This is a genomic window from Streptomyces sp. NPDC053541, assembly GCF_044544705.1.
In the GTDB taxonomy this organism is placed as follows: domain Bacteria; phylum Actinomycetota; class Actinomycetes; order Streptomycetales; family Streptomycetaceae; genus Streptomyces.
This window is the reverse complement of sequence record NZ_JBITXM010000002.1, coordinates 1-26,571: the sequence shown is the minus strand read 5'-3', so window position 1 is coordinate 26,571 and position 26,571 is coordinate 1. Positions and strand designations below refer to the sequence as shown.

Annotated in this window: 21 protein-coding genes; 9 read left to right on the top strand and 12 right to left on the bottom strand. The window is 73.6% G+C overall.

Annotation, left to right across the window (positions count from 1 at the left end; translation table 11 throughout):
• Positions 1-7: 7 nt before the first annotated feature.
• Positions 8-2,431, bottom strand: coding sequence for an ABC transporter substrate-binding protein (locus ACIGW2_RS04240; protein WP_399840986.1), 2,424 nt, complete (start codon positions 2,429-2,431; stop codon positions 8-10).
• Positions 2,432-2,680: 249 nt separating this feature from the next.
• Between ACIGW2_RS04240 and ACIGW2_RS04235 the strand changes: the two genes are divergently transcribed.
• The 4 genes from ACIGW2_RS04235 to ACIGW2_RS04220 are packed head-to-tail and all read left to right on the top strand — an operon-like array spanning position 2,681 to position 6,443.
• Positions 2,681-2,908 (top strand): hypothetical protein, encoded by a 228-nt coding sequence (locus tag ACIGW2_RS04235; protein WP_361590070.1) that lies wholly within the window; start codon positions 2,681-2,683, stop codon positions 2,906-2,908.
• A gap of 16 nt (positions 2,909-2,924) precedes the next feature.
• Entirely contained in the window at positions 2,925-3,746 is an 822-nt protein-coding gene (locus tag ACIGW2_RS04230; RefSeq protein ID WP_399840984.1) for a hypothetical protein, read from the top strand.
• A gap of 1 nt (position 3,747) precedes the next feature.
• Positions 3,748-5,673, top strand: coding sequence for a fumarate reductase/succinate dehydrogenase flavoprotein subunit (locus ACIGW2_RS04225; protein WP_399840983.1), 1,926 nt, complete (start codon positions 3,748-3,750; stop codon positions 5,671-5,673).
• Positions 5,670-6,443 carry a succinate dehydrogenase/fumarate reductase iron-sulfur subunit gene (locus ACIGW2_RS04220; protein WP_391656268.1) on the top strand — a complete coding sequence of 258 codons (774 nt, stop codon included), beginning with the start codon at positions 5,670-5,672 and terminating at the stop codon, positions 6,441-6,443. Before ACIGW2_RS04225 ends, ACIGW2_RS04220 begins: the two co-directional genes overlap by 4 nt.
• 10 nt (positions 6,444-6,453) lie before the next feature.
• On the opposite strand, the gene ACIGW2_RS04215 is transcribed toward ACIGW2_RS04220, so the two are convergent.
• Complete coding sequence (locus tag ACIGW2_RS04215; RefSeq protein ID WP_391656269.1) at positions 6,454-7,479, bottom strand: hypothetical protein; 1,026 nt, start codon at positions 7,477-7,479, stop codon at positions 6,454-6,456.
• 214 nt (positions 7,480-7,693) lie between these two features.
• Here ACIGW2_RS04215 and ACIGW2_RS04210 point away from each other — a divergent pair, with 214 nt between their 5' ends.
• Positions 7,694-9,802: a TPM domain-containing protein gene (locus ACIGW2_RS04210; protein WP_399840980.1), complete on the top strand. Its 2,109-nt coding sequence runs from the start codon at positions 7,694-7,696 to the stop codon at positions 9,800-9,802.
• 54 nt (positions 9,803-9,856) lie between these two features.
• Entirely contained in the window at positions 9,857-10,564 is a 708-nt protein-coding gene (locus ACIGW2_RS04205) for a PspA/IM30 family protein (protein WP_391656271.1), read from the top strand.
• 42 nt (positions 10,565-10,606) lie between these two features.
• On the opposite strand, the gene ACIGW2_RS04200 is transcribed toward ACIGW2_RS04205, so the two are convergent.
• From ACIGW2_RS04200 to ACIGW2_RS04175, 6 genes are all read right to left on the bottom strand, one after another.
• Entirely contained in the window at positions 10,607-13,288 is a 2,682-nt protein-coding gene (locus ACIGW2_RS04200; protein ID WP_399840978.1) for a SpoIIE family protein phosphatase, read from the bottom strand.
• A gap of 144 nt (positions 13,289-13,432) precedes the next feature.
• Positions 13,433-13,855 (bottom strand): ATP-binding protein, encoded by a 423-nt coding sequence (locus ACIGW2_RS04195; RefSeq protein ID WP_361590093.1) that lies wholly within the window; start codon positions 13,853-13,855, stop codon positions 13,433-13,435.
• Positions 13,856-14,071: 216 nt separating this feature from the next.
• Positions 14,072-14,500, bottom strand: coding sequence for a (deoxy)nucleoside triphosphate pyrophosphohydrolase (locus tag ACIGW2_RS04190; RefSeq protein WP_391656273.1), 429 nt, complete (start codon positions 14,498-14,500; stop codon positions 14,072-14,074).
• A gap of 80 nt (positions 14,501-14,580) precedes the next feature.
• Positions 14,581-14,760, bottom strand: coding sequence for an SPOR domain-containing protein (locus tag ACIGW2_RS04185; RefSeq protein WP_361590099.1), 180 nt, complete (start codon positions 14,758-14,760; stop codon positions 14,581-14,583).
• A gap of 274 nt (positions 14,761-15,034) precedes the next feature.
• Positions 15,035-16,741, bottom strand: coding sequence for a purine-cytosine permease family protein (locus ACIGW2_RS04180; RefSeq protein WP_399840974.1), 1,707 nt, complete (start codon positions 16,739-16,741; stop codon positions 15,035-15,037).
• Positions 16,742-16,991: 250 nt separating this feature from the next.
• Positions 16,992-17,744, bottom strand: coding sequence for a GntR family transcriptional regulator (locus tag ACIGW2_RS04175; protein ID WP_361590104.1), 753 nt, complete (start codon positions 17,742-17,744; stop codon positions 16,992-16,994).
• 186 nt (positions 17,745-17,930) lie between these two features.
• Here ACIGW2_RS04175 and ACIGW2_RS04170 point away from each other — a divergent pair, with 186 nt between their 5' ends.
• Positions 17,931-19,316 carry a glycoside hydrolase family 18 protein gene (locus ACIGW2_RS04170; protein WP_399840972.1) on the top strand — a complete coding sequence of 462 codons (1,386 nt, stop codon included), beginning with the start codon at positions 17,931-17,933 and terminating at the stop codon, positions 19,314-19,316.
• A gap of 100 nt (positions 19,317-19,416) precedes the next feature.
• Here ACIGW2_RS04170 and ACIGW2_RS04165 read toward each other — a convergent pair whose 3' ends face one another.
• A complete protein-coding gene (locus ACIGW2_RS04165) occupies positions 19,417-20,451 on the bottom strand; it encodes a DUF4190 domain-containing protein (protein WP_399840970.1) in 1,035 nt (344 codons plus the stop codon).
• 337 nt (positions 20,452-20,788) lie between these two features.
• Between ACIGW2_RS04165 and ACIGW2_RS04160 the strand changes: the two genes are divergently transcribed.
• Entirely contained in the window at positions 20,789-22,030 is a 1,242-nt protein-coding gene (locus ACIGW2_RS04160) for a serpin family protein (RefSeq protein WP_399840968.1), read from the top strand.
• 81 nt (positions 22,031-22,111) lie between these two features.
• Here the strand turns inward: ACIGW2_RS04160 and ACIGW2_RS04155 are convergent, their stop codons facing one another.
• Positions 22,112-23,692, bottom strand: coding sequence for a S8 family peptidase (locus ACIGW2_RS04155; protein ID WP_361590115.1), 1,581 nt, complete (start codon positions 23,690-23,692; stop codon positions 22,112-22,114).
• Positions 23,693-23,935: 243 nt separating this feature from the next.
• Here ACIGW2_RS04155 and ACIGW2_RS04150 point away from each other — a divergent pair, with 243 nt between their 5' ends.
• Positions 23,936-25,060 carry a threonine synthase gene (locus ACIGW2_RS04150; protein WP_399840965.1) on the top strand — a complete coding sequence of 375 codons (1,125 nt, stop codon included), beginning with the start codon at positions 23,936-23,938 and terminating at the stop codon, positions 25,058-25,060.
• Here the strand turns inward: ACIGW2_RS04150 and ACIGW2_RS04145 are convergent.
• Both ACIGW2_RS04145 and ACIGW2_RS04140 read right to left on the bottom strand, forming a co-directional pair.
• Positions 25,045-25,527 carry a cupin domain-containing protein gene (locus ACIGW2_RS04145; protein ID WP_356073859.1) on the bottom strand — a complete coding sequence of 161 codons (483 nt, stop codon included), beginning with the start codon at positions 25,525-25,527 and terminating at the stop codon, positions 25,045-25,047. The two genes, ACIGW2_RS04150 and ACIGW2_RS04145, sit on opposite strands and share 16 nt — an antisense overlap.
• A gap of 55 nt (positions 25,528-25,582) precedes the next feature.
• The gene (locus tag ACIGW2_RS04140; protein WP_391656281.1) at positions 25,583-26,335 is read right to left on the bottom strand and encodes a DUF4232 domain-containing protein; all 753 of its coding nucleotides are present in this window, start codon (positions 26,333-26,335) and stop codon (positions 25,583-25,585) included.
• Positions 26,336-26,571 lie beyond the last annotated feature (236 nt).

Here is a 26,571-nt window from a genome sequence, read left to right as displayed (position 1 = left end):
CGGCGGCTCAGCGCTTGTTGCGCTCCGCGCCCTGGGCGGAGTGCGGCTTCTTGTAGCCGATGTCCTGGTAGCGCGGGGCGGCGAAGCCCCAGGCGCCGGCGTTCAGCAGCTCCGGCTTGACCGCGACCAGCTGGGGGCGCTGGTAGAGCGGGATGGAGCCGGCTGCGGCCCAGATCCGGGCGTCGGCCTGGCGGACCAGGTCGCGGGACTCCTCCTCGTCGAGGGTGGCCGCCGCCTGGTCGAAGAGCTGGTCGATGCGGTCGGTGCCGACCCGGGCGTAGTTCTGCTCGACGAGCAGCGAGCCGTCGGAGGCCGGCTCCGGCTTGGCGTAGATCGGCCGGGCGTCGGTGGCCGGGAAGGCGGTGGCGGGCCAGGAGTAGAGCGCCAGGTCGTAGTCGCCGGAGGCGATGTGGTCCTTGAAGAAGCTCTCGTCGGGGACCTTGGTCACCTCGGTGCGGATGCCGACCGCGTCGAGCATGCGCACGATGCGGTCGCCGACCGCGCGCAGCGACTCCGAGCCGGGCCCGGAGGGCAGGACGAAGCGGAGGCTGAGCGCCTTGCCGTCCTTGCCGAGGGCCTTGGCGGCGGCCGCGTCGGCGGCGGCCGGGGCCGCCGGGGCGGCGGTACCGCGCGGGGCGTAGGCGCCGGCCACCGGCTTGCTGCCGGTGTCGAGCGACTCGGCCTGGCGGAGCAGGGCGGCGCCCTGGAAGGCGGCGACGGGGGCGGGCGCCAGGACGTTGGTGCCGTTCTCGGGGCCGGCGGCGCCGATCAGCGGGCTGGTGCGGCGCTCGCCCGGCTTGTCGTCGCCGACGATGTAGAGCCCGTCGTCGGAGGCGGCGTCGGGGTCCTTGGCCCGGGCCTTCTCGTCGGCGGCCTTCTTCTCCTCGGCCTTCCGCTCGTCCGCGGTCTTCTCCCCGGACGCCTCCTCGGCGGCCCGATCCGTCTTCTTGTCGGGGTCCGCCTTCTTCTCGGCGCCCGTCTTCTTCTCGGCGTCGGCCTTGGTGCCGGCCGCCGTCGCGGGCTTCTTCAGGGCGCCGCCCGGCACCCAGCCGGCGTCGGCGAGCAGCGCGGCCGCCTCCTTGGTGTCCTGGTCGCCGAGCGCGTCGCTGCTGTCGGCGTAGGCGGGCTGGCCGGCGAGCGCCAGGTGGCTGCCCGGCGGGCGGGCCGGCAGGCCGAGCGGCTTGAGGACGGTCTCGGCGAGCTCCTGCCGGTCGATCGCCCGGGCCACCGCGCGGCGCACCCGCTCGTCGGCGAGCGGGCCGGACTCCCCGTTGAGGGAGAGCTGGGTGTAGGCGGGCTCCAGGGACTTGCGGACCACGAAGCGCGCGAGGCCGTTCTGCTCGGCGGCGTAGGCGGCGACCGCCTTGCGGTTCTGCTCGCGGGCGGCCCGCACCTCTTCGGCCTTCTCCTCGTCGGAGCCGTGCGCGAGCGCCCAGGAGCGGAGGGCGGCGGCCGGGGTGATGCCGGCGCCGGGGCCGTGGGCGAGCGCGGCCCGGGCGCCGCTCTGCCCGGCCCGGGCGTCCCGTACCGCGAGGGCGATCCGCTCGGCGACGGACCGGTCGATCTCGGCGAGGTCCAGCTTGCCGGCGGCGAGCGCGGCGGCCCGGTCGGCGCGGGGCACGGCGGTGAGGACGAGGCTGTCCAGCTTGGCGGCCTGGCCCCACCAGCGGGGGTTGCGGGTGAGGGTGACGCTGCCGGCCTTGCGGTCGACGTTCTTGAGCAGGAACGGTCCTGCGGTGGCCTTCAGGGCGGTGCGGGCGCCGTCGTTGAAGGTGTTCGGGGTGCCCATCACCTCCTTGGGGTAGAGCGGGGTGAACAGCGCCCGCCAGTCGGCGTAGGGCTTGGCGAAGGTGACCCGCACCTCCAGGTCGTTCTTGCCGCGCTCGATCTTCTCGATCCGCTCGTAGCCGGCGTTGCGCGCGGTCCAGTAGGCGGTGTCGCGGCCGCTCAGCGCGCGCCACTGGGCGACGAAGTCGGGGGCGCCGATCTCGCGCCCGTTGCTCCACTCGGCCTGCTGGTTGAGCTTGTAGAGGACGACCTGCTTGGGCTCGGTCTCGACGACCTGCGCGGACTCCAGGAAGTCGGGGTTGAGCTGCGGCCGGCCGCGCTCGTCGAGGGTGTGCAGGGCGGGCAGCACGGCGCCGGCGATGCGCGCGGTGGCGGCGTCGGCGTCGGCCTGGAAGGCGTTGAGGGTGGTGGGCAGCGCGTCCACGGCCCAGCGGACGGTCCCGCCGTCCGCGACCTTGTCGCGCGCGGCCGGCGCGTTGTCCTGGGCGGCTGCGGGCGGCTCGTCGCCGCCGTCACCGGAGCTGCATCCGGCGAGCACGGCCAGGGCGAGGACCGCGCTGCCAAAGGAGGCGACGGAGCGGAGCGTGCGGGAGCGGGGGCTCCTGGAGCATGTCCTTCCGCGAGGGGCGCCGACCTGGGACATGACTTGTACCCCTTCGTCCAGTTTCATGCCATTTGGCGATGATCACACCTATTGCTCATACACTGAAAAGGACGGAGCGGATCCGGCGCCGACGACACGGCGGCACGGCCGGGAAACCCCACCCGTGCGGCCCAATCGCCCGCCCGCCGGGGCGCTCCGGACGAGTGGAATCAGGTGCACACGGCTTCACAAGCGGGATGTGCCGCGCGACACTCGCACGTACCCGCGCTCGCGGAAGTGAGGGCAACCATGTCCGTTCAGGACGACCTGGCGGCCGTCAAGCGCCGCCTGCAGGACCTGGAACACACGGTCGAGGAACTGGAACGCCGCGTCGGGACCGAGCGGACCTCGCGCAGCGCGCCGACCGGGAGCCGCGCCCAGAGCATGGTGACGATCCCCGACGCCCCGTACGACTCCCAGAAGTGGACGGACACCGACGACGAGGGCCTGGGAGCACGCGACCGCCACGCGCCGTAGAGCCGAGGAGGCCCTGTTGGCCACAGGTACCGAACCCCCCGCGGCGGCGACGGGGGTGCGCTCGCCCGGGCGCGCCTCCCTCTCCGCCCGCCATCTGCGCACCGACCGCTGGTGGCTGGCGCCCGCCGCCACCGTCGCCGGACTGCTCGCCTTCGTCGCGTACTCGACCTGGCGGGCCTTCGCCGGAGACCACTACTACGCCGCCCCCTACGTCTCCCCCTTCTACTCGCCCTGCCTCGCCGAGAACTGCGTCCCGATGCGCGGCGGGCCCAACTGGGAGCTCTTCGGCAGCTGGTGGGGCCTGTCGCCCGCGCTGCTGATCCTGGTCTTCCCGCTCGGCTTCCGGCTGACCTGCTACTACTACCGGAAGGCCTACTACCGGGGCTTCTGGGCCTCTCCCCCGGCCTGCGCGGTGGCCGAACCGCACCGCACGTACAGCGGCGAGACCCGCTTCCCGCTGATCCTGCAGAACCTCCACCGCTACTTCTTCTACCTCGCCCTGCCGGTCGCCGGGATCCTCACCTACGACACCGTGCTGACCTTCCGCGACGAGCACTACGCCTGGGGCCACGCCGGCCTCGGCACCCTGGTCTTCCTCGTCAACATCGTCCTCATCTGGGCGTACACCCTGTCCTGCCACTCCTGCCGGCACGTCGTCGGCGGCCGGCTCAGGCACTTCTCGAAGCATCCCGTCCGCTACCGGCTCTGGACCTGGGTCGGCCGGCTGAACCGCCATCACATGCGGCTCGCCTGGGCCTCGCTCCTCAGCGTCGCCCTGTGCGACCTGTACGTGTACCTGCTCGCCACCGGCGCCTTCGACGACCCGAGGTTCTTCTGACATGACTCCTGTGGAACGCCAGCGGTGGGACGTGATCGTGGTCGGCGCCGGCGGCGCCGGCCTCCGCGCGGCGATCGAGGCCCGGCAGCGGGGCGCCCGGACGGCCGTGATCTGCAAGTCCCTCTTCGGCAAGGCCCACACGGTGATGGCGGAGGGCGGCATCGCCGCCGCCATGGCCAACGCCCATCCGCACGACTCCTGGCAGACCCACTTCCGCGACACCATGCGCGGCGGGAAGTTCCTCAACCAGTGGCGGATGGCCGAGCTGCACGCCCAGGAGGCCCCCGACCGGGTCTGGGAGCTGGAGACCTGGGGCGCGCTCTTCGACCGCACGGCGGACGGGCGGATCTCCCAGCGCAACTTCGGCGGCCACGAGTACCCGCGGCTCGCGCACGTCGGCGACCGCACCGGCCTGGAGCTGATCCGCACCCTCCAGCAGAAGACCGTCGCCCTCCAGCAGGAGGACTTCCGGGAGACCGGCGACCACGAGGGCCGGCTGAAGGTCTTCCAGGAGTGCACGGTCACCCGGATCCTCCAGGACGCCACGGGCCGGGTCGCCGGGGTCTTCTGCTACGAGCGGGAGACCGGCCGCTTCTTCGTCCTCCAGGCGCCCGCGGTCGTCCTCGCGACCGGCGGCATCGGCAAGTCCTTCAAGGTGACCTCCAACTCCTGGGAGTACACCGGCGACGGGCACGCCCTCGCCCTGCTCGCCGGGGCGCCGCTGGTGAACATGGAGTTCGTGCAGTTCCACCCGACCGGGATGGTCTGGCCGCCGTCGGTGAAGGGGATCCTCGTCACGGAGTCGGTGCGCGGCGACGGCGGGGTGCTGCGCAACTCCGAGGGCCGGCGGTTCATGTTCGACTACGTGCCCGAGGTCTTCAAGGAGAAGTACGCGCAGTCGGAGGAGGAGGGCGACCGCTGGTACGAGGACCCGGACCACAACCGCCGGCCGCCCGAGCTGCTGCCCCGCGACGAGGTGGCCCGGGCGATCAACGCCGAGGTGAAGGCGGGCCGCGGCTCCCCGCACGGCGGGGTGTTCCTGGACGTGTCGACCCGGATGCCCGCCGAGGTGATCCGGCGCCGGCTGCCCTCGATGTACCACCAGTTCAAGGAGCTCGCGGACGTCGACATCACCGCCGAGGCGATGGAGGTCGGGCCGACCTGCCACTACGTCATGGGCGGCGTCGCCGTCGACTCGGAGTCCGCCGCCGCGGTCGGCGTGCCCGGTCTCTTCGCGGCCGGCGAGGTCGCCGGCGGCATGCACGGCTCCAACCGGCTCGGCGGCAACTCCCTCTCCGACCTGCTGGTCTTCGGCCGCCGGGCCGGGCTGCACGCGGCCGAGTACGCGGCCCGGTGCACGGCGGAGTCCGGCGCCCCCGAGGCCGCCGAGGAGGCGGTGGCGGCGGCCCGCGCGGAGGCGCTGGCCCCGTTCCGCGACGGGAGCGGGGGCGGGGACGGGGACGGCACCGCCGGCGGGGAGCCCCGGGAGAACCCGTACACCCTGCACCAGGAGCTCCAGCAGACCATGAACGACCTGGTCGGCATCATCCGCCGGGAGTCCGAGATGACCGAGGCCCTCGAACGGATCGCCGCCCTGCGCGAGCGGGCCCGGCGGGTCTCCGTGGAGGGCCACCGGCAGTTCAACCCGGGCTGGCACCTCGCCCTCGACCTGCGCAACATGCTGCTGGTCGGCGAGTGCGTGGCCCGTGCCGCCCTGGAGCGCACCGAGTCCCGCGGCGGCCACACCCGCGAGGACCGCCCGGGCATGGACCGCTCCTGGCGCCCGGTCAACCTGCTCTGCCGCACCGAGGGCGAGGGCATCGCCCTGGAACGGGTCCGGACGGAGCCCATCCGGCCCGACCTGCTCGCCCTGTTCGACAAGGAGGAGCTGGCCAAGTACCTCGCCGAGGAGGAGCTGGGGTCATGACGACGTACGACGCGAGGTTCCGGATCTGGCGCGGCGACGCCGGCTCCGGCGAGCTGACCGACTACACGGTGGAGGTGCACGACGGCGAGGTGGTCCTCGACATCGTCCACCGCCTCCAGGCCACCCAGGCCCCCGACCTGGCCGTCCGCTGGAACTGCAAGGCCGGCAAGTGCGGCTCCTGCTCGGCCGAGATCAACGGGCGTCCGCGCCTGATGTGCATGACCCGGATGTCGGTCTTCGACCGGGACGAGACCGTCACCCTCACCCCCCTGCGGGCCTTCCCGGTCGTCCGCGACCTGGTCACGGACGTCTCCTTCAACTACGCCAAGGCGCGGGAGATCCCGGCCTTCGTGCCGCCGGCCGGACTCGCCCCGGGCGAGTACCGGATGGCGCAGCAGGACGTGGACCGCTCGCAGGAGTTCCGGAAGTGCATCGAGTGCTTCCTGTGCCAGGACACCTGTCACGTGGTCCGCGACCACGAGGAGAACAAGGCCGTCTTCGCCGGCCCCCGCTTCCTGATGCGCATCGCCGAACTCGACATGCACCCCCTCGACGCCGCCGCGGAGTCCGGCCTCGACCGCCGCCGCACCGCCCAGGAGGAACACGGCCTCGGCTACTGCAACATCACCAAGTGCTGCACCGAGGTCTGCCCCGAGGGCATCAGGATCACGGACAACGCCCTGATCCCGATGAAGGAGCGGGTGGTCGACCGCAGGTACGACCCGGTCGTGTGGCTGGGCGACCGCATCCGGCGCCGGGGCGGCTCCTGACCGCCGCCGGTCAGTGCCAGCCCTCCCGGTAGGCCCGCCAGTCCCCCTCCTCCGCGGCGAAGTCCACGTACAGCGCGAGGCCGAAGCGCTCCCGGTCCGGGTCGGTGCGCCCCAGGCCGAGCCGCGCGCCGCGCACCGCCGCGGCGACGGTCTCGGCCGACTCGTGGTGCCCGAGGTCGTCCTCGTGGAAGAAGGGCAGCCCCATGAGCAGATCGGTGTCCTCCGGGGTGACCTCCAGGGCGAGCGCGGTCTGCTGGGCGACATAGCCGCCGTACAGCCCCTCCAGCGGCATCCAGGTGTCGTAGGACATCACCGCTATCTGGTCCACCCGGCGGGCGACCTGCCCGAAGAACTCCTGCGACCACCACTTCTCGCTGCCGTCCGGTGAGAGCGCGCCGAGCACCGCGTGCGCGGCGGGCAGCGGGTCTATCTGGTGCGCGGCGACCGACAGCGGTGCCTTGCGCGGGCGGGTGAGCCCGCGCAGGTCGTCGAGCAGGGAGAGGTAGTCGGCGTCGTCGGAGTGCAGCGGCTCCAGGTCGAAGTGCACGCCCTCGAAGCCGGCGTCGAGGACCTGCCGGGCCGAGGTCACCACGGCCGCCCGGGTGCGGGCGTCCTCAAGGCGCAGCCCGTCGGGGCCCTCGGTGGCGAGGACGTCCCCGAGCCAGGCGTGCACCCGTATGCCGGGCATGGTGCGGTGCACCCCGTCGACCAGCCAGCGGGCCCGCGGGTGGCGGGCGGCCGGGAGCGTGCCGTCGTGTTCGAGCGGTCCGGCGTGCACGTACAGGTCGCGGATGCCGGTGCCCTTGATCCGGGCGGCGAAGGCGGCCAGGTCGGCGTCCTTCTTGCGCCCGTCCACCCAGGCGTGCCCGAGCCATATCGCGTCCTTGCCGCGGCTCTTCGCGTCCTGGCGCGGCTCGCCCGCGTAGGTGAGGCGCAGCGCCGTGCCCGCCACGAGCACCGGCACGACGAGCACCAGGACGAGTCCGAGGACCCACCAGCGGCCCCGCCGCCACACCCGCTTCCACCGTCCGGTCACCCGGTCCCCCCGAGAGTCGTCACGTCGTCCTCTTTCCTTCACTGCCACCACCGTAGCGACGATTACTGACAGTGACGCAAGCCTGTGGAGAATGGTTTCGCCCAAGCCCCGCCCCACCGCCCCAACCCCACCGCCCCAACCCCGTCGTCCCCTCGTCGCTCCCCCACCGCTCCCCCGGTCGCGGCCCCGCAAAGCGGGACATAACCTCCCTCATGTGACGCGAAGAGCCGCCCGAGCCCTGCTCTCGATCCTGGTGGCGACGTGGTGGCTGGTCGTGCCCGCCCTGCCCGGCGCCCACGCCGACGACCCCGTCGTGCTGTCCCGCGAGGGCCAGATCACCGACCGGGTCGACGCGCTCGGCGACCGGCGTCCCGAGGTGGTCCGGGCCCTCGACGGCCTCTACGACGCCCGCCGCGTCCAGCTCTTCGTCGTCTACGTACGCGGCTTCTCCGGCCGCGCCGCCCAGGACTGGGCCGACGCCACCGCCGAACGCAACGGCCTCGGCCAGGACGACGTCCTGCTCGCGGTCGCCACCCACGACCGCCAGTACGGCTACTCGGCCGACCCCGGCTCCCGCTTCACACAGGCCCAGCTGGACGAGGTCGCCCGCACCGCGATCGAGCCCGCCCTGCGGCGGAACGACTGGGCCGGTGCGGCCATCGGCGCCGCCCACGGCTACACCGCCGTGCTCGCCGGCCGGCCCGTGCCCACCCCCGCCCTCACCCCCGGCCCGGCCGACCCCGGCGGCGGCTCCTCCGACGACTCCACCTCCGCCTCCGACCTCGTCCTGCCCGTGGTCCTGGTCGGCGGCGCGGGAGCCGTCGCCGCCTACGCGTACACCAAGCGCCGCCGCCGCGCCCGGACCCGCACCACCCCCGCCGCCACCCAGGGCTGGGGCCCGGCCCCGGCCCCCGGGCAGCCCTCCCTCGACGAGCTGGACCGCCGGGCCCGCACCGAACTGGTCGCCACCGACGACGCCGTCCGCACCAGCCAGGAGGAACTCGGCTTCGCGACCGCCCAGTTCGGCGACGAGGCCGTCCAGCCCTTCACGGCGGCGGTGGCCTTCGCGCAGGACGAGCTGACGGCCGCGTTCCGGCTGCGCCAGCAGCTCGACGACGCCTTCCCCGAGGACGACGCGACCCGCCGCGCCATGCTGGACGAGATCCTGCGGCGCTGCGCCGACGCCAACGAGCGCCTCGACACCGAGTCGGCCGCCTTCGACCGGCTGCGCGACCTGGAGCGCACCGCCCCCGAGGCGCTCGCCGCCGTGGAGGCCGCGTTCCGCGAGCAGACCGGCCGGGTGGGCAGCGCGGAGGCGGCGCTGACCGCGATGCGCGAGCGCTACACCGACTCCGCCGCCGCCCCCGTCTCCGACGACGTCGAACAGGCCAAGGACCGCCTGGTCTTCGCCACCACCACCGTCAACCGGGCCCGGCAGCTGCTCGACGGCGGCGACAACGGCGGCGCCGCCGTGCAGATCCGGGCCGCCGAGGGCGCCGTCGACCAGGCGGCCCGGCTGATCGAGGCGGTCGACCGGCGCGCCCAGGAACTCGCCGAGGCGGTGGGCAGGCTCTCCGGCGCCCTCACCGAGACCGAGGCCGACCTCGCCGACGCCCGCGGCCTCCTGGAGGGCACCGCGGAAGGCGTGCCGACGGCGGACCTCCGCGGCCGGATCGGGCGCGCGGAGTCGGTCCTCACCGCGGTGCGCACGGCGATGGAGTCCGGCCGCTACGACCCGATCGACGCGCTGCGCCGGGTCGAGGAGGCCGACACCGCGCTCGACGAGGCCCTGGCCGGCGCCCGGGAGCGCGAGTCGGGCGACCGGCGGGCCCGCGCTCTGCTCGACCAGACCCTGCTGACGGCCCGTTCGGCGATCGGCGCCGCCGCCGACTACGTGACCACGCACCGCGGCGCGGTCGGCGCCGAGGCCCGCACCCGACTGGCCGAGGCACAGCGCCGCCTCGCCCGCGCCGAGGAGCTGGCCCCGCGGGACCCGGCCGTCGCCCTGACCGAGGCCCAGCAGGCCGACGCCCTCGCCCGGCGCGCCCAGGACCTCGCCGAGCAGGACGTGCGCCGGTACGGCAACCCCAACGGCCTCGGCGGTGCCACCGGCGGCGTCGCGGGCTCCGGGAGCGGCGGCCTCGGCGGCGCGGTGCTCGGCGGCATCATCCTGGGCGGCCTGTTCGGCGGCGGAGGCGGCGGAGGCCCGTACCGCGGCGGCTCCGGAGGCTCGGGCGGCATCGGGGGCGGTTTCGGCGGCGGCCCCGGCAGTTTCGGCGGCGGGGGCACCCGCGGCCGGCTGGGCGGTGGCGGCCGCTTCTGACCCCGTACCCCCACCCCTCCCCCGCACCCCGCACCCCGCAAGGAGATGAACGACATGAGCAAGCAGACCATCCTCGGCAGGGTCACCCAGCTCGCGAAGGCCAACATCAACGCCCTCCTCGACCAGGCCGAGGACCCGCAGAAGATGCTGGACCAGCTGATCCGCGACTACGCGAACAACATCGCGGAGGCGGAGGAGGCCGTGGCCGCGACCATCGGCAATCTGCGCCTGATGGAGCAGGACCACGCCGAGGACGTGGCCGCGGCGAAGGAGTGGGGCGAGAAGGCGCTGGCCGCGAGCCGCAAGGGCGACGAGCTGCGGGCCGGCGGGCAAACGGCCGAGGCGGACCGCTTCGACAACCTCGCCAAGGTCGCGCTCGGCCGCCAGCTCCAGTCGGAGAAGGAGGCGAGGACCGCCGAGCCGACCATCGCCGCCCAGACGGAGGTCGTGGCCCGGCTCAAGGCCGGCCTCGACCAGATGAAGGCGAAGCTCGGCGAGCTCCAGGCCAAGCGGGACGAGCTGGTCGCCCGGGCCAGGTCCGCGCAGGCGCAGAACACGATGATGGACGCGGTCGAGAACATCGACGTGCTCGACCCGACCAGCGAGCTGAGCCGCTTCGAGGACAAGGTGCGCCGCGAGGAGGCGAAGGCCCTGGGCAAGCAGGAGCTCGCCGCCTCCTCCCTGGACGCGCAGTTCGAGCAGCTGGACGCGCTCGGCGACCAGGCCGAGATCGAGGCCCGGCTCGCCGCCCTCAAGGGCTGAGCCGGGGCCCTGGGCCCGGGCCCCGGCCTGCCGGCGGGGCGTTCAGAACATGCTGAGCAGCTGGTCGACCGTCGGCTCCGCGGTGCCGTCGCCGTCCGGCAGCTGGAGCTCGAACCAGACGGTCTTGCCCCGCGGCGTGCGGCGCGAGCCCCACGCGGCGCTGAGCAGACCGACGAGCTGGAGTCCGCGCCCGCCCTCGTCGGTGTCCTTGGCCCGGCGCCGCCGGGGCTGGACCAGGCCCGCGTCCCACACCTCGCAGACCAGGGTGCGGTCGCGCAGCAGCCGCAGCCGGATCTCGCCCTCGCCGTAGCGCAGGGCGTTGGTGACCAGCTCGCTGACGAGGAGTTCGACGGTGTCCACCAGGGGTTCGAGCTCCCAGGCGGTGAGCTGCGCGCGGGCCAGTTCGCGGGCCCGGCCGACCGAGCGCGGTTCCCTGGGCAGCCGCCAGTCGCCGACCGCCTCGCTGGGCAGTCCCTGGATACGGGCCATCAGCAGGGCGATGTCGTCCTCGCCGTGCCGGGTGTCGAGGGTGTTCAGGACGTGGTCGCAGACGTCCTCCAGCGGCCGGCCCCGGTTGGTGAGGGCGCTGCGGAAGGCGCTCAGTCCCTCGTCGAGCGGATGGTCGCGGGACTCCACGAGCCCGTCGGTGTAGAGCGCGAGCAGCGCGCCCTCGGGCAGCTCGACCTGCACCTCCTCGAAGGGCTCGCCGCCGACGCCGAGCGGCATCCCCGGCGGTACGTCGAGGAGCAGGGCCCGGCCGTCGGGTTCGACGAGGACCGGCGGCAGGTGGCCGGCGTTGGCGAAGGCGCAGCGCCGGGTGACCGGGTCGTAGACGGCGTAGACGCAGGTGGCGAGGTAGACCTCGGAGAGCTCGGGTCCGCGGGCCTTGTGGGCGCGGCCGGACTGCTGGGCGCCGGCCGGGGCGCCGAGGCCGCGGGCGATCTCGTCGAGGTGGGAGAGCACCTCGGCGGGTTCGAGGTCGAGCTGGGCGAGGGTGCGCACGGCGGTGCGGAGTTCGCCCATGGCGACGGCGGCGCGCAGGCCGCGGCCCATGACGTCGCCGATGACCAGGGCGGTGCGGTGGCCGGGGAGTTCGATGACGTCGAACCAGTCGCCGCCGACCTCGGAGCCGACGGTGCCGGGCAGATAGCGGCAGGCGATGTCGAGTCCGGCGGCCTCGGGGTCGCCGGGCGGCAGCAGGCTGCGCTGGAGGATGAGGGCGCGTTCGTGCTCGCGCCGGTAGAGGCGGGCGTTGTCGATGCAGACGGCGGCGCGCGCGGCGAGTTCGACGGCCAGGGCGCGGTCGCGCTCGCCGAAGGACTCGCTGCCCTTGACCCGGGAGAACTGGACCAGGCCGACGACGGTGTCGTGCGCGACCATCGGCACGACCAGGGTGGACTGCACGAGGCTGCCCTCGGCGCCCGGGACGGTGCGCACCCGGCCCGTCCGCAGGGCGCCCGCGCAGGGCGAGTTGAAGGGGTAGCGGTGGACGGCGCCGACCTGGATGGGCTGTTCGTCGCAGCACAGCTCGCCGCCGGTGTGCGGGGCGGGGCCGGCCGGGCCGGCGGCCGGCGTGCCCGGACCGGCGGGGGCGTCGTCGCCGCTGGTGCGGGGCTTGCCGACGCGTACGGGGTGGTCGGGTACGGTGCTGGCGACGGCGACCCGGCGCAGTTCGGCGCTCCCGGAGCCGTAACCGACGTCCTGCGGGCTGCCCCAGCGGCCCGGCGGGGCCTCGTCGCCGGTCAGCAGGCCCTGGTAGAGGTCGACGGCGGCGAGGTCGCAGAAGCCGGGGACGGTGACGTCGAGCAGCTCGCGGGCGGTGGCCTCCAGGTCGAGCGTGTTGCCGATGCGGGCGCCGGCCTCGTTGAGGAGGGCGAGGTTGCGGCGGGCGCTGGCGGCCTCGCGGGCCGCGTTGTGGCGGCGGGTGACGTCGATGCCGAGGCCGGCGACGCCGATCGGGCGGCCGGAGCCGCTGTGCACCCGGTAGAGGTTGATGGACCAGTGGCGGCGGTCCTTGGCACCGGGGGCGGCGCCGACGATCTCCAGGTCGGTGACGGACTCCCCGGTGTCCAGGACCTTGCGGAGGGCGGCGGTCATCCGGTCGGCCTCGGGGCGGGGCAGGTAGTCGTGGACGGTGCGGCCGCGGTGGTCGTCGGCGTTGCCCCCGAAGACGGTGGCGAAGCGGCGGTTGGCGCGCTTGACGGTGAGGTCGGTGCCGAAGAGCAGAAAGCCGAAGGGGGATTGGCCGAAAATGGCCTGCGAGGCGGCGAGGTCGGTCTCGATCCGGCGCAGCGCCCGGACGTCCACGACGATGCAAAGGGCGGCCCGCTCACCGCTCTGGGTCTCGCTGGGCATCACGTACATCTCGGCGATGCCGTGCGTCCCGGGTGTCCCCTGCGGCCCCGGCGTCCCGTGCGCGCCGCGCGGGCCGTCCCCGGGGATCCGGAACGGGACGAGGCCCGTCCACTCCCTGCCGTCGAGGATCTCCCGGACCTTGCGGTGGCCGCGATCGCGCAGGTCGGCGGGCATGAAGGCCTCGACCGGGTCCTTGCCCCTGGCGTCCTCGGCGGTCACGCCGAACAGCTCGACCGCACGCCTGCTCCACTGGTCGACCAGCCCGTCGGGGCCGATCGAGAAGGAGGCGACCCGGATGTAGTCGTAGATCGACCCGGGCGGGCTGCTCTGCCACAGGACACCACTCGGCGTCTCAGGTATCTCGCTCACGCGACCGTCCCCTCCAGCTCACCGCACCGGACCGGCCATGACCGAAGTATTAAGCACCACGGCCCCCGACGGCACGACGTTCACGATCACAGGGTGGTCTCGTTCGTTTCCGGCCGAGTCCCGCTGATCGTCGTCCCACCCTCTTTACTCACCAGGGAGGGCCAGCTCGAACCACACGGTTTTCCCGTCGTGCCCCGCGCGGGTGCCCCAGCGGCGCGCGGAACAGGCCACGAGCTGGAGTCCGCGGCCGCCCTCGTCGTCGGGTCCGGCGGGGCGTTCGGTGGGCTTGTCCGGAAGCGGATCGGAGACTTCCACGAGCAGCGCGGGACCGTGCCCGGGGCCGGTCCCGTCCGGGCCGAGGCGGACCAGCCGGACCCCGATGGGGCCGGAGGCGTAACGGAGCGAGTTGGTGACGAGCTCGCTGACGAGCAGGACGGTGACGTCGCCGATCACGTGGTCGAGCCGCCAGGCCCGAAGGGTGTCACGGACCGCGTGGCGGGCCGTGCGCACGGCGTTGGCCTCCGCGGGAAAGTGCCACTCGGCGCAGTCGCCTTCGGTGTCGATCACGAGGCCCACGTCCTATTTCGGGGGGTTAATCACGACATACCCGAAATATTGAGCGGGATATCCCGCCGGACGGAGCCGTCGGCGCACGGAGGCACGAACGGCGTAGGTCCCCCGCCCCGCGCGCCCTCCGCGGGCCCGCGCCCCTCCCCGGAACCGTCCGCTTCGTCCCCGGCGCCCGGGCCCGCACCGCGCCCGCGGGCCGCCCGCCCGCTTCGGCTACGGGACCTCGGGCGGCGCGGCCGGGAGCCGGAGGGCGGCCTCGGCGACGGCGGGGCGGTCCTGGTCGAGCCAGTCGACGGTGTCGAGTTCGTGGCGCGCGAGCCAGCGCAGCTCGTCGTGGTCCTCCAGCGGCTCGGGCGCGCCGGAGAGCAGCCGGGCGGTCCACACCCGCAGGACGTAACCGGGCTTGAGCGGCCACTCGCCGGGAATCCGCTCGACGGCCTCGGTCTCCACCCCGAGCTCCTCGCGCAACTCCCTGACCAGGGCCTCCTCGGGGCTCTCCCCCGGCTCCAGCTTGCCGCCGGGCAGCTCCCAGCGGCCGGCCAGCTCCGCGGGCGCGCTGCGGCGCGCGGCGAGCAGCCGGCCGCCGTCGTACAGGGCGCCGGCGACGACCACGACGGGGTCGGTGGTGCGGTGTTCGGTCATGGGCCGGAGCGTAACCCGGGCGGCCGAAAGCGCCGTCCGGGTCACCCCCGGATCACCCCGGATCGCCCCGGGGCCGTCGCTCAGAGCGCCGGCTGTCCGACGCGCTCGACCCAGTAGAGCTGCTTGTGCCCGCGGTCGTCGAGGCTGTCGGCGACCTTCCGGGCCTCGTCCTCGGTCGCGTACCGGCCGACGCGGTAGCGGTTGCCGTTGTCGTCCTGCCGTATGACGAGCCAGGCAAGGTCGGGACCGCTGTCGGTCATCGCGCTGCTCCCTCCGCCGGTCCGGCCATGTCCCACGATCTCCTGGAAACCGCAATGCGCATATGCCTGACCTTACGCCTGACCTTTACGCAGCGGATACGGGTTTTCACAAAGAGATACGTATCTGGCCAGTAACAACCGGCGGAGGGAGGTTCTCCGGTACGGCACGGGGCTCGCGACCCGACGCCCACGCCGCGCCCGCCCCGCACCCGGCCCGCGCCCGCCCCGCGCCCGGCCCGCCGGTGACGGCGGTTCAGCGGTCGCGGGAGGGCGCTCAGCCGGCCTTGGGCACGGTGGGCAGCGGCAGCAGGACCGGTCCGGCGGCGGCCGGGTCCTTGCGGCAGAGGTCGCCGCACCCGGCGTCGAGCGAGCAGCAGAGCGAGCAGATCGGCCCGGAGTGGGCGGGGCAGTCGGCGATGTCGGGCAGCTCGTACGCGGTCTCGCACACCGCGCACTCCAGGGTGGCCGTCTCGTCGGCGTCGCCCGTGGCGGAGGGCCCCACCACCGGGTTGGGCCGGGCCAGGTAGTACCTCCCCTCCGTCGCCCAGGCGATGAGCGGGCAGAGCACCAGCGCGAGACCGGCGGCGAGGAAGGTGGAGAAGGCCTCCGCGTAGCGGCCGAAGACCCCGAAGAAGGCGAGGATCGAGACCACGGAGGCGACGGCCATGGCGCCGAATCCGGCCGGGTTCACCGCGTACAGGTAGGCCCGCTTGAACTCGATGTACGGCGGGCTCCACCCGGCCCGCTTGTTGATGACGAGGTCGGCGGCGACGGCCGCGATCCAGGCGATGCCGACGTTGGAGTAGAAGCCGAGCAGCTTGCCCAGGGCGGCGAACATGTTCATCTCCATCAGCGTCAGCGCGATGGCGAGGTTGAGGAAGATGTACCAGACCCGGCCCGGGTGGCGGTGGGTGACGCGGGAGAAGAAGTTCGACCAGGACAGCGAGCCGCTGTAGGCGTTGGTGACGTTGATCTTGATCTGGGAGACGATCACGAAGAGCGCGGCTGCGGGCAGCGCGAAGGAGCCGAGCCAGGGCTTCAGCGCCTCGATCTGCGGGGCGATCGGCTCCAGGGCGTGGGTCGTGCCGACGGCCTCCAGGGCGACGAAGGCGAGGAACGCGCCGCCGAGCTGCTTGGCCGCGCCGATCACCACCCAGCCGGGGCCGGCGGCGAGCACCGCGAGGTTCCAGCGGCGCGCGTTCTCCGGCGTCTTGGCCGGCATGAAGCGCAGGTAGTCGGCCTGTTCGCCGATCTGGGCGATGAGCGAGAGGGCGACGCCGGTGCCGAGACCGAAGCCGATCCAGGAGAAGCCGGCGCCCGCGCCCTCGGTGCCGCCGAAGGAGGTGAAGGCGCCCCAGGCCCCCGGCGCCTCGAAGGCGAGGACGAGGAAGGGCAGCACCAGGCCGATCAGCCACAGCGGCTGGGTCCAGGCCTGCACCTTGGCGAGCGCGCCCATGCCGCGGAAGACGATCGGGATCACGACCAGCGTGGTGAGCAGGTATCCGGCCGGGAGCGGCAGCCCGACGGCCTGGTGCATGGCCTGGGCCATGATCGAGCCCTCGAGCGCGAAGAAGATGAAGGTGAAGGAGGCGTAGATGAGCGAGGTGAGGGTCGAGCCGAAGTAGCCGAAGCCGGCGCCCCGGGTGATGAGGTCCATGTCGAGGCCGTGGCGGGCGCAGGCGCGGGCGATCGGGATGCCGGTGAGGAAGATGATCACGGCCGCGGTCAGGATCGAGGCGAGTCCGCTGGTGAAGCCGTAGGTGAAGACGATCGACGCGCCGATGGCGAAGTCGGCGAGGTAGGCGATGCCGCCGAGCGCGGTGCCCGCGACGGTGCCCGGCGACCAGCGCCGGAAGGAGTGCGGCGCGTAGCGCAGCGAGTAGTCCTCGCGGCTCTCGTCGGCGGCGAGCTTCGCGTAGCGGCGGCGGGGCGGTGGCGCCGCCTGCGCCGCCGAGGTGTCACGGGCGACCGTGTCCGTCATGGGGTCCCTCTCGTCCGGCCGGGATGCGGGTACGGACGGGGAAGGTAGGAGCGGCGCGTGACGAACCGTCGCGGCACGGCGTTGCCCGGCGGTTACGGGACCGGACACCGCGTCAACTCCGCGTGAACCCTCCCGGACGGCGGGCACCGCCCAGCGGTCGGACGGAAGGGGAGGGCCCCCTCCCCCGCCCCCCGATGGACCGGGGCCCCTCGCCGGAGCCCCCGCCCCTCCCTGCGCTCAGCGCACCGGCTCAGCGCACCGGCAGGTGGTACGCCACCTTGTAGCGGTCGGCCGGGACGACCACGTCGGCGGTCTCCACGGCACGCCCCGAGGCGTAGTAGGTGCGCTCGATCACCATCACCACGTGGCCGGGCACCCCGCCCAGGGTCATCAGTTCCTCCGCGAGCCCGGGCCGGGCGCCGACCTCCTCCACCACGTTGTCCACGACCACGTCGATCGCGGCCATCCGCTCCACGACGCCGCAGCCGCCCAGCGGCCCCTCCTCGGGCAGCATCACGGGGCTCCGGCCGGTGACCGCGAGCGGCTCCCACGAGGTGGACAGCATCATCGGCTCGCCGCCGTCCCGGAACACGTACCGGGTGCGCATCACGCGCTCGCCGGGCTCGATGCCGAGCCGCGCGGCGACCTCGGCGCTCGCCGGCTCCTGCTCGCTCGTCGACTCCCAGGTGCCGCGCACTCCCTCGCCCGCGTGCTCCTGGCGGAAGGGGCTGGCGCCGCCGGCCGGCCGGTATCCGGAGCGGGCGATCCGGCGCGGCACGGGGCGCTCGCGCACATAGGTCCCGGAGCCGGAGCGGCCCTCGACCAGTCCCTCGGCCATGAGGACCTTGCGCGCCTCCAGTGCGACGGTGTCCGAGACCCCGTACTCCTCCCGGATCCGCGCCTGCGAGGGGAGCCGGGTGTGCGGGGGAAGCGAGCCGTTGGCGATCTTCTCGCGGAGATCGCTCGCCACCCGCAGATAGGCGGGCTGCTCACCGAACGTCACTGGACACTCCCCTCAGCTTGACTGTCAGCTACAGATTGACAACCGAGGGTGTACGCCCGCAAGCATGGGCCAGAGTTTCACCCGATGTGATGACTTACCTTTACGCGGCCCCTTTTCGCAGGTATAGCCACCGAACTCCCGTCGGAATCCTTGACGTTAATGGTCCAGACCAATACGTTCGCGCTCATGCGTCGAAGAACCCTTTCCCGGCTGTCCCTCGCCGCCCTCCCCCTCGGCCTGCTCGGCCTCCTCGGCACCCTCGCGCCCGCCGCCGGCGCGGCGCCCGCCCACGACACCGCTCCCGCGCACGCCCCGCAGTCCGCCGCCAAGCCCGCCCACAAGCGCGTCGGCTACTTCACCCAATGGGGCGTCTACGGACGGAACTTCCAGGTCAAGGACCTGGAGACGAGCGGCACCGCCGCCAAGCTGACCCACATCAACTACGCCTTCGGCAACGTGGGTCCGGACGGTCGGTGCTTCACCGGAAACGTCCCCGGCGAGGCCGACGCCTGGGCCGACTACGTCCGCCCGCTCGACGCCGCCGGATCCGTCGACGGCGTCGCCGACACCGCCGACCAGCCGCTGGCCGGCAACTTCAACCAGCTGCGCGAGCTCAAGGCCCGCCACCCCGGCCTGAAGGTGATGATCTCGCTGGGCGGCTGGAGCTGGTCCACCCACTTCTCGGACGCCGCCCGCACCCCGGCCTCCCGCAAGGCCCTGGTCTCCTCCTGCATCGACCTCTACATCAAGGGCAACCTCCCCGTGGACGGCGCCCGGGGTGGCGCCGGAGCGGCGGCGGGCCTCTTCGACGGCATCGACATCGACTGGGAGTGGCCGGGCTCGGCGGGCGACGCGGACACCGTCTTCCGCCCGGAGGACAAGCAGAACTTCACCGCCCTGGTACGGGAGTTCCGCACCCAGCTCGACGCCCACGCGCGCACGCAGCAGGCCCCCGAGGGGCAGCCGCGCAAGCACTACGAGCTCTCGGCGTTCGTGCCCACCGCACCCGCCAAGATCGACGCCGGCTTCGAGGTCGCGCAGATCATGCGCGACTTCGACTTCGTCAACCTCCAGGGCTACGACTTCCACGGCAGCTGGGAGTCCACCACCGCCCAGCAGTCCGCGCTCTTCGCCCCCGAGGGCGACTTCAGCGTCGACCAGACGGTGAACGACTGGCTGCGGCGCGGCGCGCCCGCCCGCAAGCTCGTCGTCGGCATGCCCTTCTACGGACAGGGCTGGACCGGCGTCAGCGGCGGCGGCACGGGCCTCGGCCGGCCCGCCACCGGCCCGGCGCCCGGCACCTGGGCCGCGGGCTCGGAGGACTACGAGGCGCTGCGGAAGCTCGCCGACTCCGGCGCGTACACCGTGCACCGGGACCGCCGGGGCGGCCACGCCTGGCTCTTCGACGGCACCACCCTGTGGACCTACGACGACCCGCAGGTGCTGCGCACCAAGGCGGCGTACGTCCGGGCCCGCGGCCTCGGCGGCGCGATGTTCTGGTCGCTCGACGGGGACACCCCCGACGGCCGGCTGATCACGGCCGTGCACGGCGTCCTCGGCGGCCGCCGCTGAGCCACGGCCCGACCGGCCGATCCGCCGGGCGCACGCGCGCGTACGGCACGGGGCCGGGTCTCTTCGTGAGACCCGGCCCCGATGCGTACGGAGACGCCCGTCAGACGTTCTCGCCGCCGCTGTCCTCCAGGGTCCCGGTCAGGCCGAGCGAGGAGCGCGACTCCGACTCGAAGTCGGTGGACAGGGCGTCGAAGGCGTCCTCGTAGTCCGTCCAGTAGGCGTCCGAGTCGGCGGCCGTGGCCAGCCGCTGCCACTTCTTCGCGGCCTTGTCGAGCTGGTCGGCCAGCTTCGCGACCGGCGCGGCGGAGTCGCCGGACCAGGTGTGGCCGCGCAGGCCGGTACCGGCCGACGTGACCGCCTTGTGCATCTTGGCGGCCCAGGCCTTGTTGGCCGCGAGGTCGGCGTCCGCGTCCTCGTCGGGCTCCTCGGCGATGACGTCGTCGATCGCGTTCATGGTGCGCAGGAAGTGCAGCTGATGGGCGTCGAGGGTGCTGGCGTCACTGCGCAGGGAGCGCGTGAAGGGCGCGTCCTCGGTCGCGAAGGCGCAGGTCACCGTGCGGTCGCCGATCCGCCAGCTCTGCCGGCTGGGGATGTAGTAGTAGACCAGCGCCTCCTCCGGCACGGCCCAGGTGTCGAGCGCGTAGGCGGTGTTCATGCGGTCGCAGCGGCCCTCGGCGAGCTTGTCGATGGCGTCCTCGCCGGGCCACTCGGTGAAGCCGGCGACCTTGAAGCTGCCGGTGACCTCGCCCTCGTGCGGGGTGGTGCAGGGCACGGTGTCGACGTCCGAGGTGTACGTCTCCAGCTTGCCCTTGATGCGGAAGCAGTCGCCCTTGTGCAGCGAGAGCGTCGACTGCTCCGCCGCGGCCTCGTCCATGCCCTTCTTGAAGTCCCGCCAGAAGTCGCCGACCCCACCCGTCACCAGGCCGATGACCACGAGGAGGGTGGCGAGCGAGGAGAGCACGATGCCGGCGACGGCCATGCCCGTGCCCTTCTGCTGCTGCTTCCTGATCCGCGGCAGGGCTATGAGGCCGAGGACCAGGCCGAGCGGCGGCAGACAGCAGACGATGCCGGAGACCATCGAGGCCACCGCCAGACCACTGGTGGACTGCCGCGGCATCCCGTACGGGCCGGGCATGCCGGGTCCGTACGGTCCGTACGGTCCGACGGGCGGCGAGGTGTACGGCCCGGGCGCGGCGTACGGCCCGGGCACGGGCCCCGGCGCCTGCGGGCCGAACCCCTGACCGGGCGGCGTCGGGGGCTGCTCCGGGGAGGGCGAATCCTGAGGCGGCTGGAAGGGGTCCACGAGTACGGTGCTCCTGTTGGGGCGGGATTCCTGGAAGGGACGGGGCTCTCGGCGGCGGCGATCCTCGCGGGACACCGAGGGCGGGGCTCCAGGGAACCGGATTCACGGCTTCGACTTCAAGGAATCGAACGGGCGCGCGCATCGTACGCGGTCCGGGGACGGGGGCGACATGCGGGGTTCGACGGTACGGGCGGTCAACGGGCTCGCGGCCCGCTGGGCGGCCGCCCTCCCGACCCCCGCGCCCTCCTCCGCGCCCTCGCCCGCACCCGCACCCGGCATCCCTGCGGATGCGGCCCCCGGCACGGTCTTCTCGGCCTGCGGCGTCTGGCCGCTGCTCGCCTTCCTGGCGGACGGCGCGGCCGGTCCGGCCCGCGAGGAGCTGGCGGACGCGCTCGGCGTCCCGGCCTCGGCGGCGGCGGAGACGGCCCGCGAACTCCTCGCCGCCCTCGCCCGGATCCCGGGGGCAGGCGCGGCGATCGGCCTGTGGGTCCGGCCCGAGGTGGCGCTGCGCGAGGCCTGGGCGACGGGCCTGCCGGGCGGCTCCCTCGGTCGGCTCGGGGCCGGCGGCAGCGGCACCGACGACAGCCGGAAGCTGCTCGACGCCTGGGCGGCGGAGCACACGGACGGCCTGGTCCGCGAGCTGCCGGTCACCGTGGACGAGGACACGCTTCTGGTGCTGGCCGCCGCGCAGGCGGTGCGCACGACGTGGCTGCGCCCGTTCTGGGAGAGCGTGACGACCCCGGAACGCGGCCCCTGGGCCGGACGCCGGCTCACCGCCCTGCGGCGCTCGACCGCGCTGCTCGACCGGGTCGGGGTGGCCGGGACCGCCGCCGGTCCGCTCACGGTCCTGCGGGTGCTCGGGGACACCGGTGTCGACGTCCACCTGCTGCTCGGGACGGAGGACGCGTCCGCCGGGGCGGTGCTGCGGGGCGGTCTCGACGTGCTGGCCGGCGCCGTCACCGCCGTACCGGCAGACGTGCTGCCGCTCGGCGAACCGGGCCCCGGGCTCCGGATCGCCCAGGAGTCGAGCGTCACGTCGGATCCCCGGCTGCGCGTGTGCACCCCGCCCTTCTCGTTGGCCGCCGAGCACGATCTCCTCGACCTGCACGGGGTGTTCGGCCTCACGACGGCCCGGGACGCCGGCCGCGGGCACTTCCCGGGGATCGCCGACCGCCCGCCGCTCGCCGTCCAGCAGGCCCGCCAGGCGGCCGCCGCCCGGTTCGGCGCGCAGGGCTTCGAGGCGGCCTCGGTGGCGGCGGTGGCCACGCGCGCCGGCGCGGGCCGCCCGCGTCTGACGTACCGGGTGCGGGCGGTGGACCTGGCCCTCGACCGGCCCTTCGGCTTCCTGGCCGTGCACCGCTCCTCGCGGCTGGTCCTGTCGGCTGGCTGGGTGGCCGAGCCGACGCCGTAGGGGTGGTGAGGGGACGGAGAAGGGAGCGGCCGCGTGGGCGGCCGCTCCCTCGTCACCGGGTGAATCCGCGCTCAGGGGGCGTCAGAACTGCAGCGCCCAGGAGTCGATCCGCCCGGTGTCCCAGTTGGCGTTGTCCGTGACCCGCAGCTTCCACGTGCCGTTGGCGACCTCCGAGGAGGCGTTGACGGTGTAGGTGGTGTTGATGTTGTCCGCGCTGCCGCCGGTGCCGAAGGCCTTCAGCGTGTACGCCGTCCCGTCGGGCGCGATCAGCTGGACCTGGAGGTCACCGATGTAGGTGTGGACGATGTTCACCGGCACCTGAAGGCCGGAGGGGGCGTTGCCCGAGACCCCGGTGACGGTGATCGGGGACTCCACGGTCGCGTTGTCGTTGATCGCGTAGTCCGTGGTGTTCTCGAAGCGCGAGCCGGTGGGCGGCGGGGTGGTGCCGCCGTCGCCGACGTACAGCAGCTTGTTCGGCGAGCCGGTGCCGGGGCTGGTCACCACGTTCGGCGTGGCGGCGGTGGTGAGCGCCGAGGAGACCTGCGACGGGGTGGCCGTCGGGTTGGCGCCCAGGTAGAGGGCGGCGGCGCCGACCACGTGCGGGGTGGCCATCGACGTGCCGGAGATGGTGTTCGTCGCCGTGTCGCTGGTGTTCCAGGACGAGGTGATGGAGGAGCCCGGAGCGAAGATGTCCAGGATGCTGCCGTAGTTCGAGTAGCTGGCGCGGGCGTCGGAGGACGTCGTGGCGCCGACGGTGATGGCCTCGGCGACCCGGGCCGGCGAGTAGTTGGAGGCGTTGGCCCCGTCGTTGCCCGCGGCGACGCCGTAGGTGACGCCGGAGGCGATCGAGCGGCGCACGGCGTCGTCGAGGACGGAGTCGGCCCCGCCGCCGAGGCTCATGTTGGCGACGGCCGGCTTGACCGCGTTCTGGGTCACCCAGTCGATGCCGGCGACGACCTGCTCGGTGGTGCCGGAGCCGGAGTTGTCGAGCACGCGGACGCCGACGATCTTCGCCTTCTTGGCGACGCCGTACGCGTTGCCCGCGACGGTGCCGGCGACGTGGGTGCCGTGGCCGTGCCCGTCCTGCGCGGTGTTGTCGTTGTCGATCGCGTCGTAACCGTACGAGGCCCGGCCGCCGAAGTCGCTGTGGGTGATGCGGACGCCGGTGTCGATGATGTACGCGGTGACGCCCTGGCCCGCACTGTCCGGGTACGTGTAGCTCTGGTTGAGCGGCAGGGCCTTCTGGTCCAGCCGGTCGAGGCCCCAGGACGGCGGGGAGGGCTGCGTGCCGTCGACGTGGAAGACCCGGTTCTGGCTGACCTTCTCGACGGCCGGGTCGGCGGCCAGCTTCTTGGCCTGCGCCTCGGAGAGCTCGATCGAGTAGCCGTTGAGCGCGGCCGTGTAGGTCCGCTTGATCTTCGCGCCGAACTTCGTCGCCACCGCCCGGCCCTTGGCGGTCTCCGCCTGGGCGACGGACTCGCGCAGGGTGACGATGTAGCTGTTGGCGACGGTCCCCTCCGCGCCGGCGTTCAGGATGACGCCTTCGGCGCTGGTCCCGGCGGCCTGGGCCGGGAGGGCGGAGAGGGAGCCGAGCGCGAGGGCCGCAACGGCTATGGCACCGGCCGCGGCGATTCTGCGCCGCGAGTCACGCATCACGGACATGTGAGGGGTCCTCCTCATAGGTGGTGCGTTGCTGTGGGGGTCGTGGCGCCGGGCTCCTGGCGTGGCCGGCGCGCTGACGCACACACGACCAATACGACAGGGACATGACAAGTAAGACACGGGGGTTCCGCGCCGCTCGTCATCTCGGGCTGCCAGGCGAAAGATTGACCGATCCATAGGAATCCCACAAGAGCCCCGAGCGCCTTGACACGCTCGCGTCACACCACTGCCATCCTGGGGATCATGACCACCTACGTGTGCGAGCGCTGCGACGTCCGCTCCCCCGCATCCACCCTCACCTGGTGTTGTCCCCGCTGCCGCGGCCCCTGGGACCTCGATTTCACGAGCGCTCCGGTGCCCCGGGACTCCCTCCCGTCCCGTGTGAATTCATTGTGGCGTTACGCCGAGGCACTGCCGCTGGCCACCGAACACCCCCACATCACGCTCGGCGAGGGCCGCACCCCACTCGTCCCGCTCACCGACACCGTTTCGGCCAAACTCGACTTCCTCACCCCCACCCTGTCCTTCAAGGACCGGGGCGCCGTGATGCTCGCCGAACTCGCCCGCCGGCTCCGCCCCCGCTCGGTGCTCGCCGACAGCAGCGGCAACGCCGGCACCGCGATCGCCGCCTACTGCGCGCGGGCCGGACTCGCCTGCGACGTCTACGTGCCCGAGGGCACCTCCGCCAAGAAGCTGGAGCAGATCCGCGCCCACGGCGCCCGCACCGTCGTCGTCCCCGGCGACCGCGAGGACACCGCGCGAGCCGCCCGCGCCGCGGCCGACGGACCCGGCGTCTTCTACGCCTCGCACGTCCACAACCCGCACTTCCTGCACGGCACGAAGACCTACGCGTACGAACTCTGGGAGGACCTCGGCGGCCGGCTGCCCGACACCCTCGTCCTGCCCGTCGGCAACGGCACCCTGCTGCTCGGCACGGCCCTCGCCGTCGAGGAGCTGTACGGCCACGGGCTGATCGACCGCCGCCCCGTGCTCGTCGCCGTCCAGGCCGAGGCGGTCGCCCCGCTCGCCGCCGCCTTCCACGCGGGCGCCGACGAGCTCACCGGCCCGCCGGTCGCCGCCCGCCCCACTCTCGCCGAGGGCATCGCGATCCCGGCCCCGCCCCGCGCCGCGCAGGTCCTGCGTGCCGTACGCGCCTCCGGCGGCACCTTCCGCACCGTGACGGAGGACCAGATCCGCGCCGCCCAGCTCGACCTGGCCCGCCGCGGCCTGTTCGTGGAGCCGACGGGAGTGGCCTGTTGGGCCGCCGTACGGGCGGCGCCGCGGACACCGGGCACCACGGTGGTCCCGCTCTGCGGCGCCGGCGCGAAGACCGGCCCGGCCGCACCGGCCGCTCAGTCCGTCCAGTAGGTGTCGTGCTTGAGGAAGAACTCGGCCCGCTCCTCCTCGGTCATGCCGGCCACCGTGGACACCTTCTCGAAGTACTCCTCGCGGGGCGCCCCGGGCGCGAACAGCAGGAGCATGGAGGCGGGGTCGTCGGAGTCGTTCCGGAAGGCGTGCAGGCCGCCCGTCGGCACGTACAGGAAGTCGCCCTTCTCGGCGTCGACCCACCGCTCCCCGTCGTACAGCCGCACGGTTCCGTCGAGGACGAAGAAGGTCTCCGAGATCGTCCGGTGGAAGTGCGTCGACGGCCCGCCCGCCTTGGCCGGCATGTCGACCCGGTAGAGCCCGAACTCCCCGCCCGTGGAGGCCGTGGTGGCCAGATAGTGGGTGCGGGTGCCGCCCGGGGAGACCAGCTCCGGAGGCGTGTCGGCAGGCCGGTAGGAAGCACTGACCTCGCCCGTCTCGCCGCGGTAGCGGACTTCGGGGTACGACATGGGCTGCTCCGATCGTCAGGCGCGGCCGGCGGGTCCGGGCCGGCCGTTACGTCGGCTAGAACTCGTCGGCGCCGTTGCGGAGTTCCGGCGTCCAGTAACCGGTCTTGGCGACCGCCTCGTCGACGGCGATCCCTCCGGCCGGTGCCTTGACCACGATGCTGCCCTCGGTGGGCGCGGTGCCGGTGAAGAGGTTCACGTTGAAGGAGTCGACGACCTTGTTGTCCTCGTGGACGCCACCGAGGACCACCCGCACGTTGGCGTACGCCGGAGCGCCGGGCTGGAGCACGACCGGGGCGGCGGGCTTGCTCTTGGCGACGGCCGGGATGTCCTTGGCGGTCTGGATCTGGCCGAAGGCGATCAGCGGGTAGCCGTCGAGCCGGCAGGCGCGGGAGGACTTGTTCACGGCCGTCAGCACGATGTGCTCGGTGGGCGTCTCGTCGGCCTTGGCCGCGGTGACCCGCACGTCCTGGAAGGTGCAGGACGGCGTCTTCCCACCGCCCGCGGCGGCGGTCTTGGCCCCGGTGCCGGTGCCGCCACCCGCGGAACCGCCGGCGGAGCCGCCGCCGGAGCCGCTGGTGCCGCCCGCCTTGCCCGGCGCGGCGGAGGCGTCGCCGCCCGCGGTGGTCGAACCCCCCGTGCCCGACCCGCTCGAGGCGCCCGCCTCCGCCGGCGCCGACGCGTGCGTGGCGGCGCCCTCGTCCCTGGTCCCCTTGTCGTCCCCGCCGCAGGCGGTCAGCCCCAGCGAAAGGGCGGCGACGGCCGCGACGGCCAGGGCGGTGTTCCTACGGTGCGTACGCGTGTTGCGCATGGTGGTCTTCTCCCCCGTGCAAGTGGTCGGTCGGCGCCCGGACTCGGCGCCACACCACCACTCTCCCCGCCACCCCTGCCGTCCTGCTGTCGCCCCGCTAACGCCCCGCTGTCGCAAGCCGGGGTCGTGAGCCGGGCCGTGAACGCAGAAAAGCCCCGCACCATACGGTGCGGGGCTTTCCCACAAAGATTGTTCGGCGGCGTCCTACTCTCCCACAGGGTCCCCCCTGCAGTACC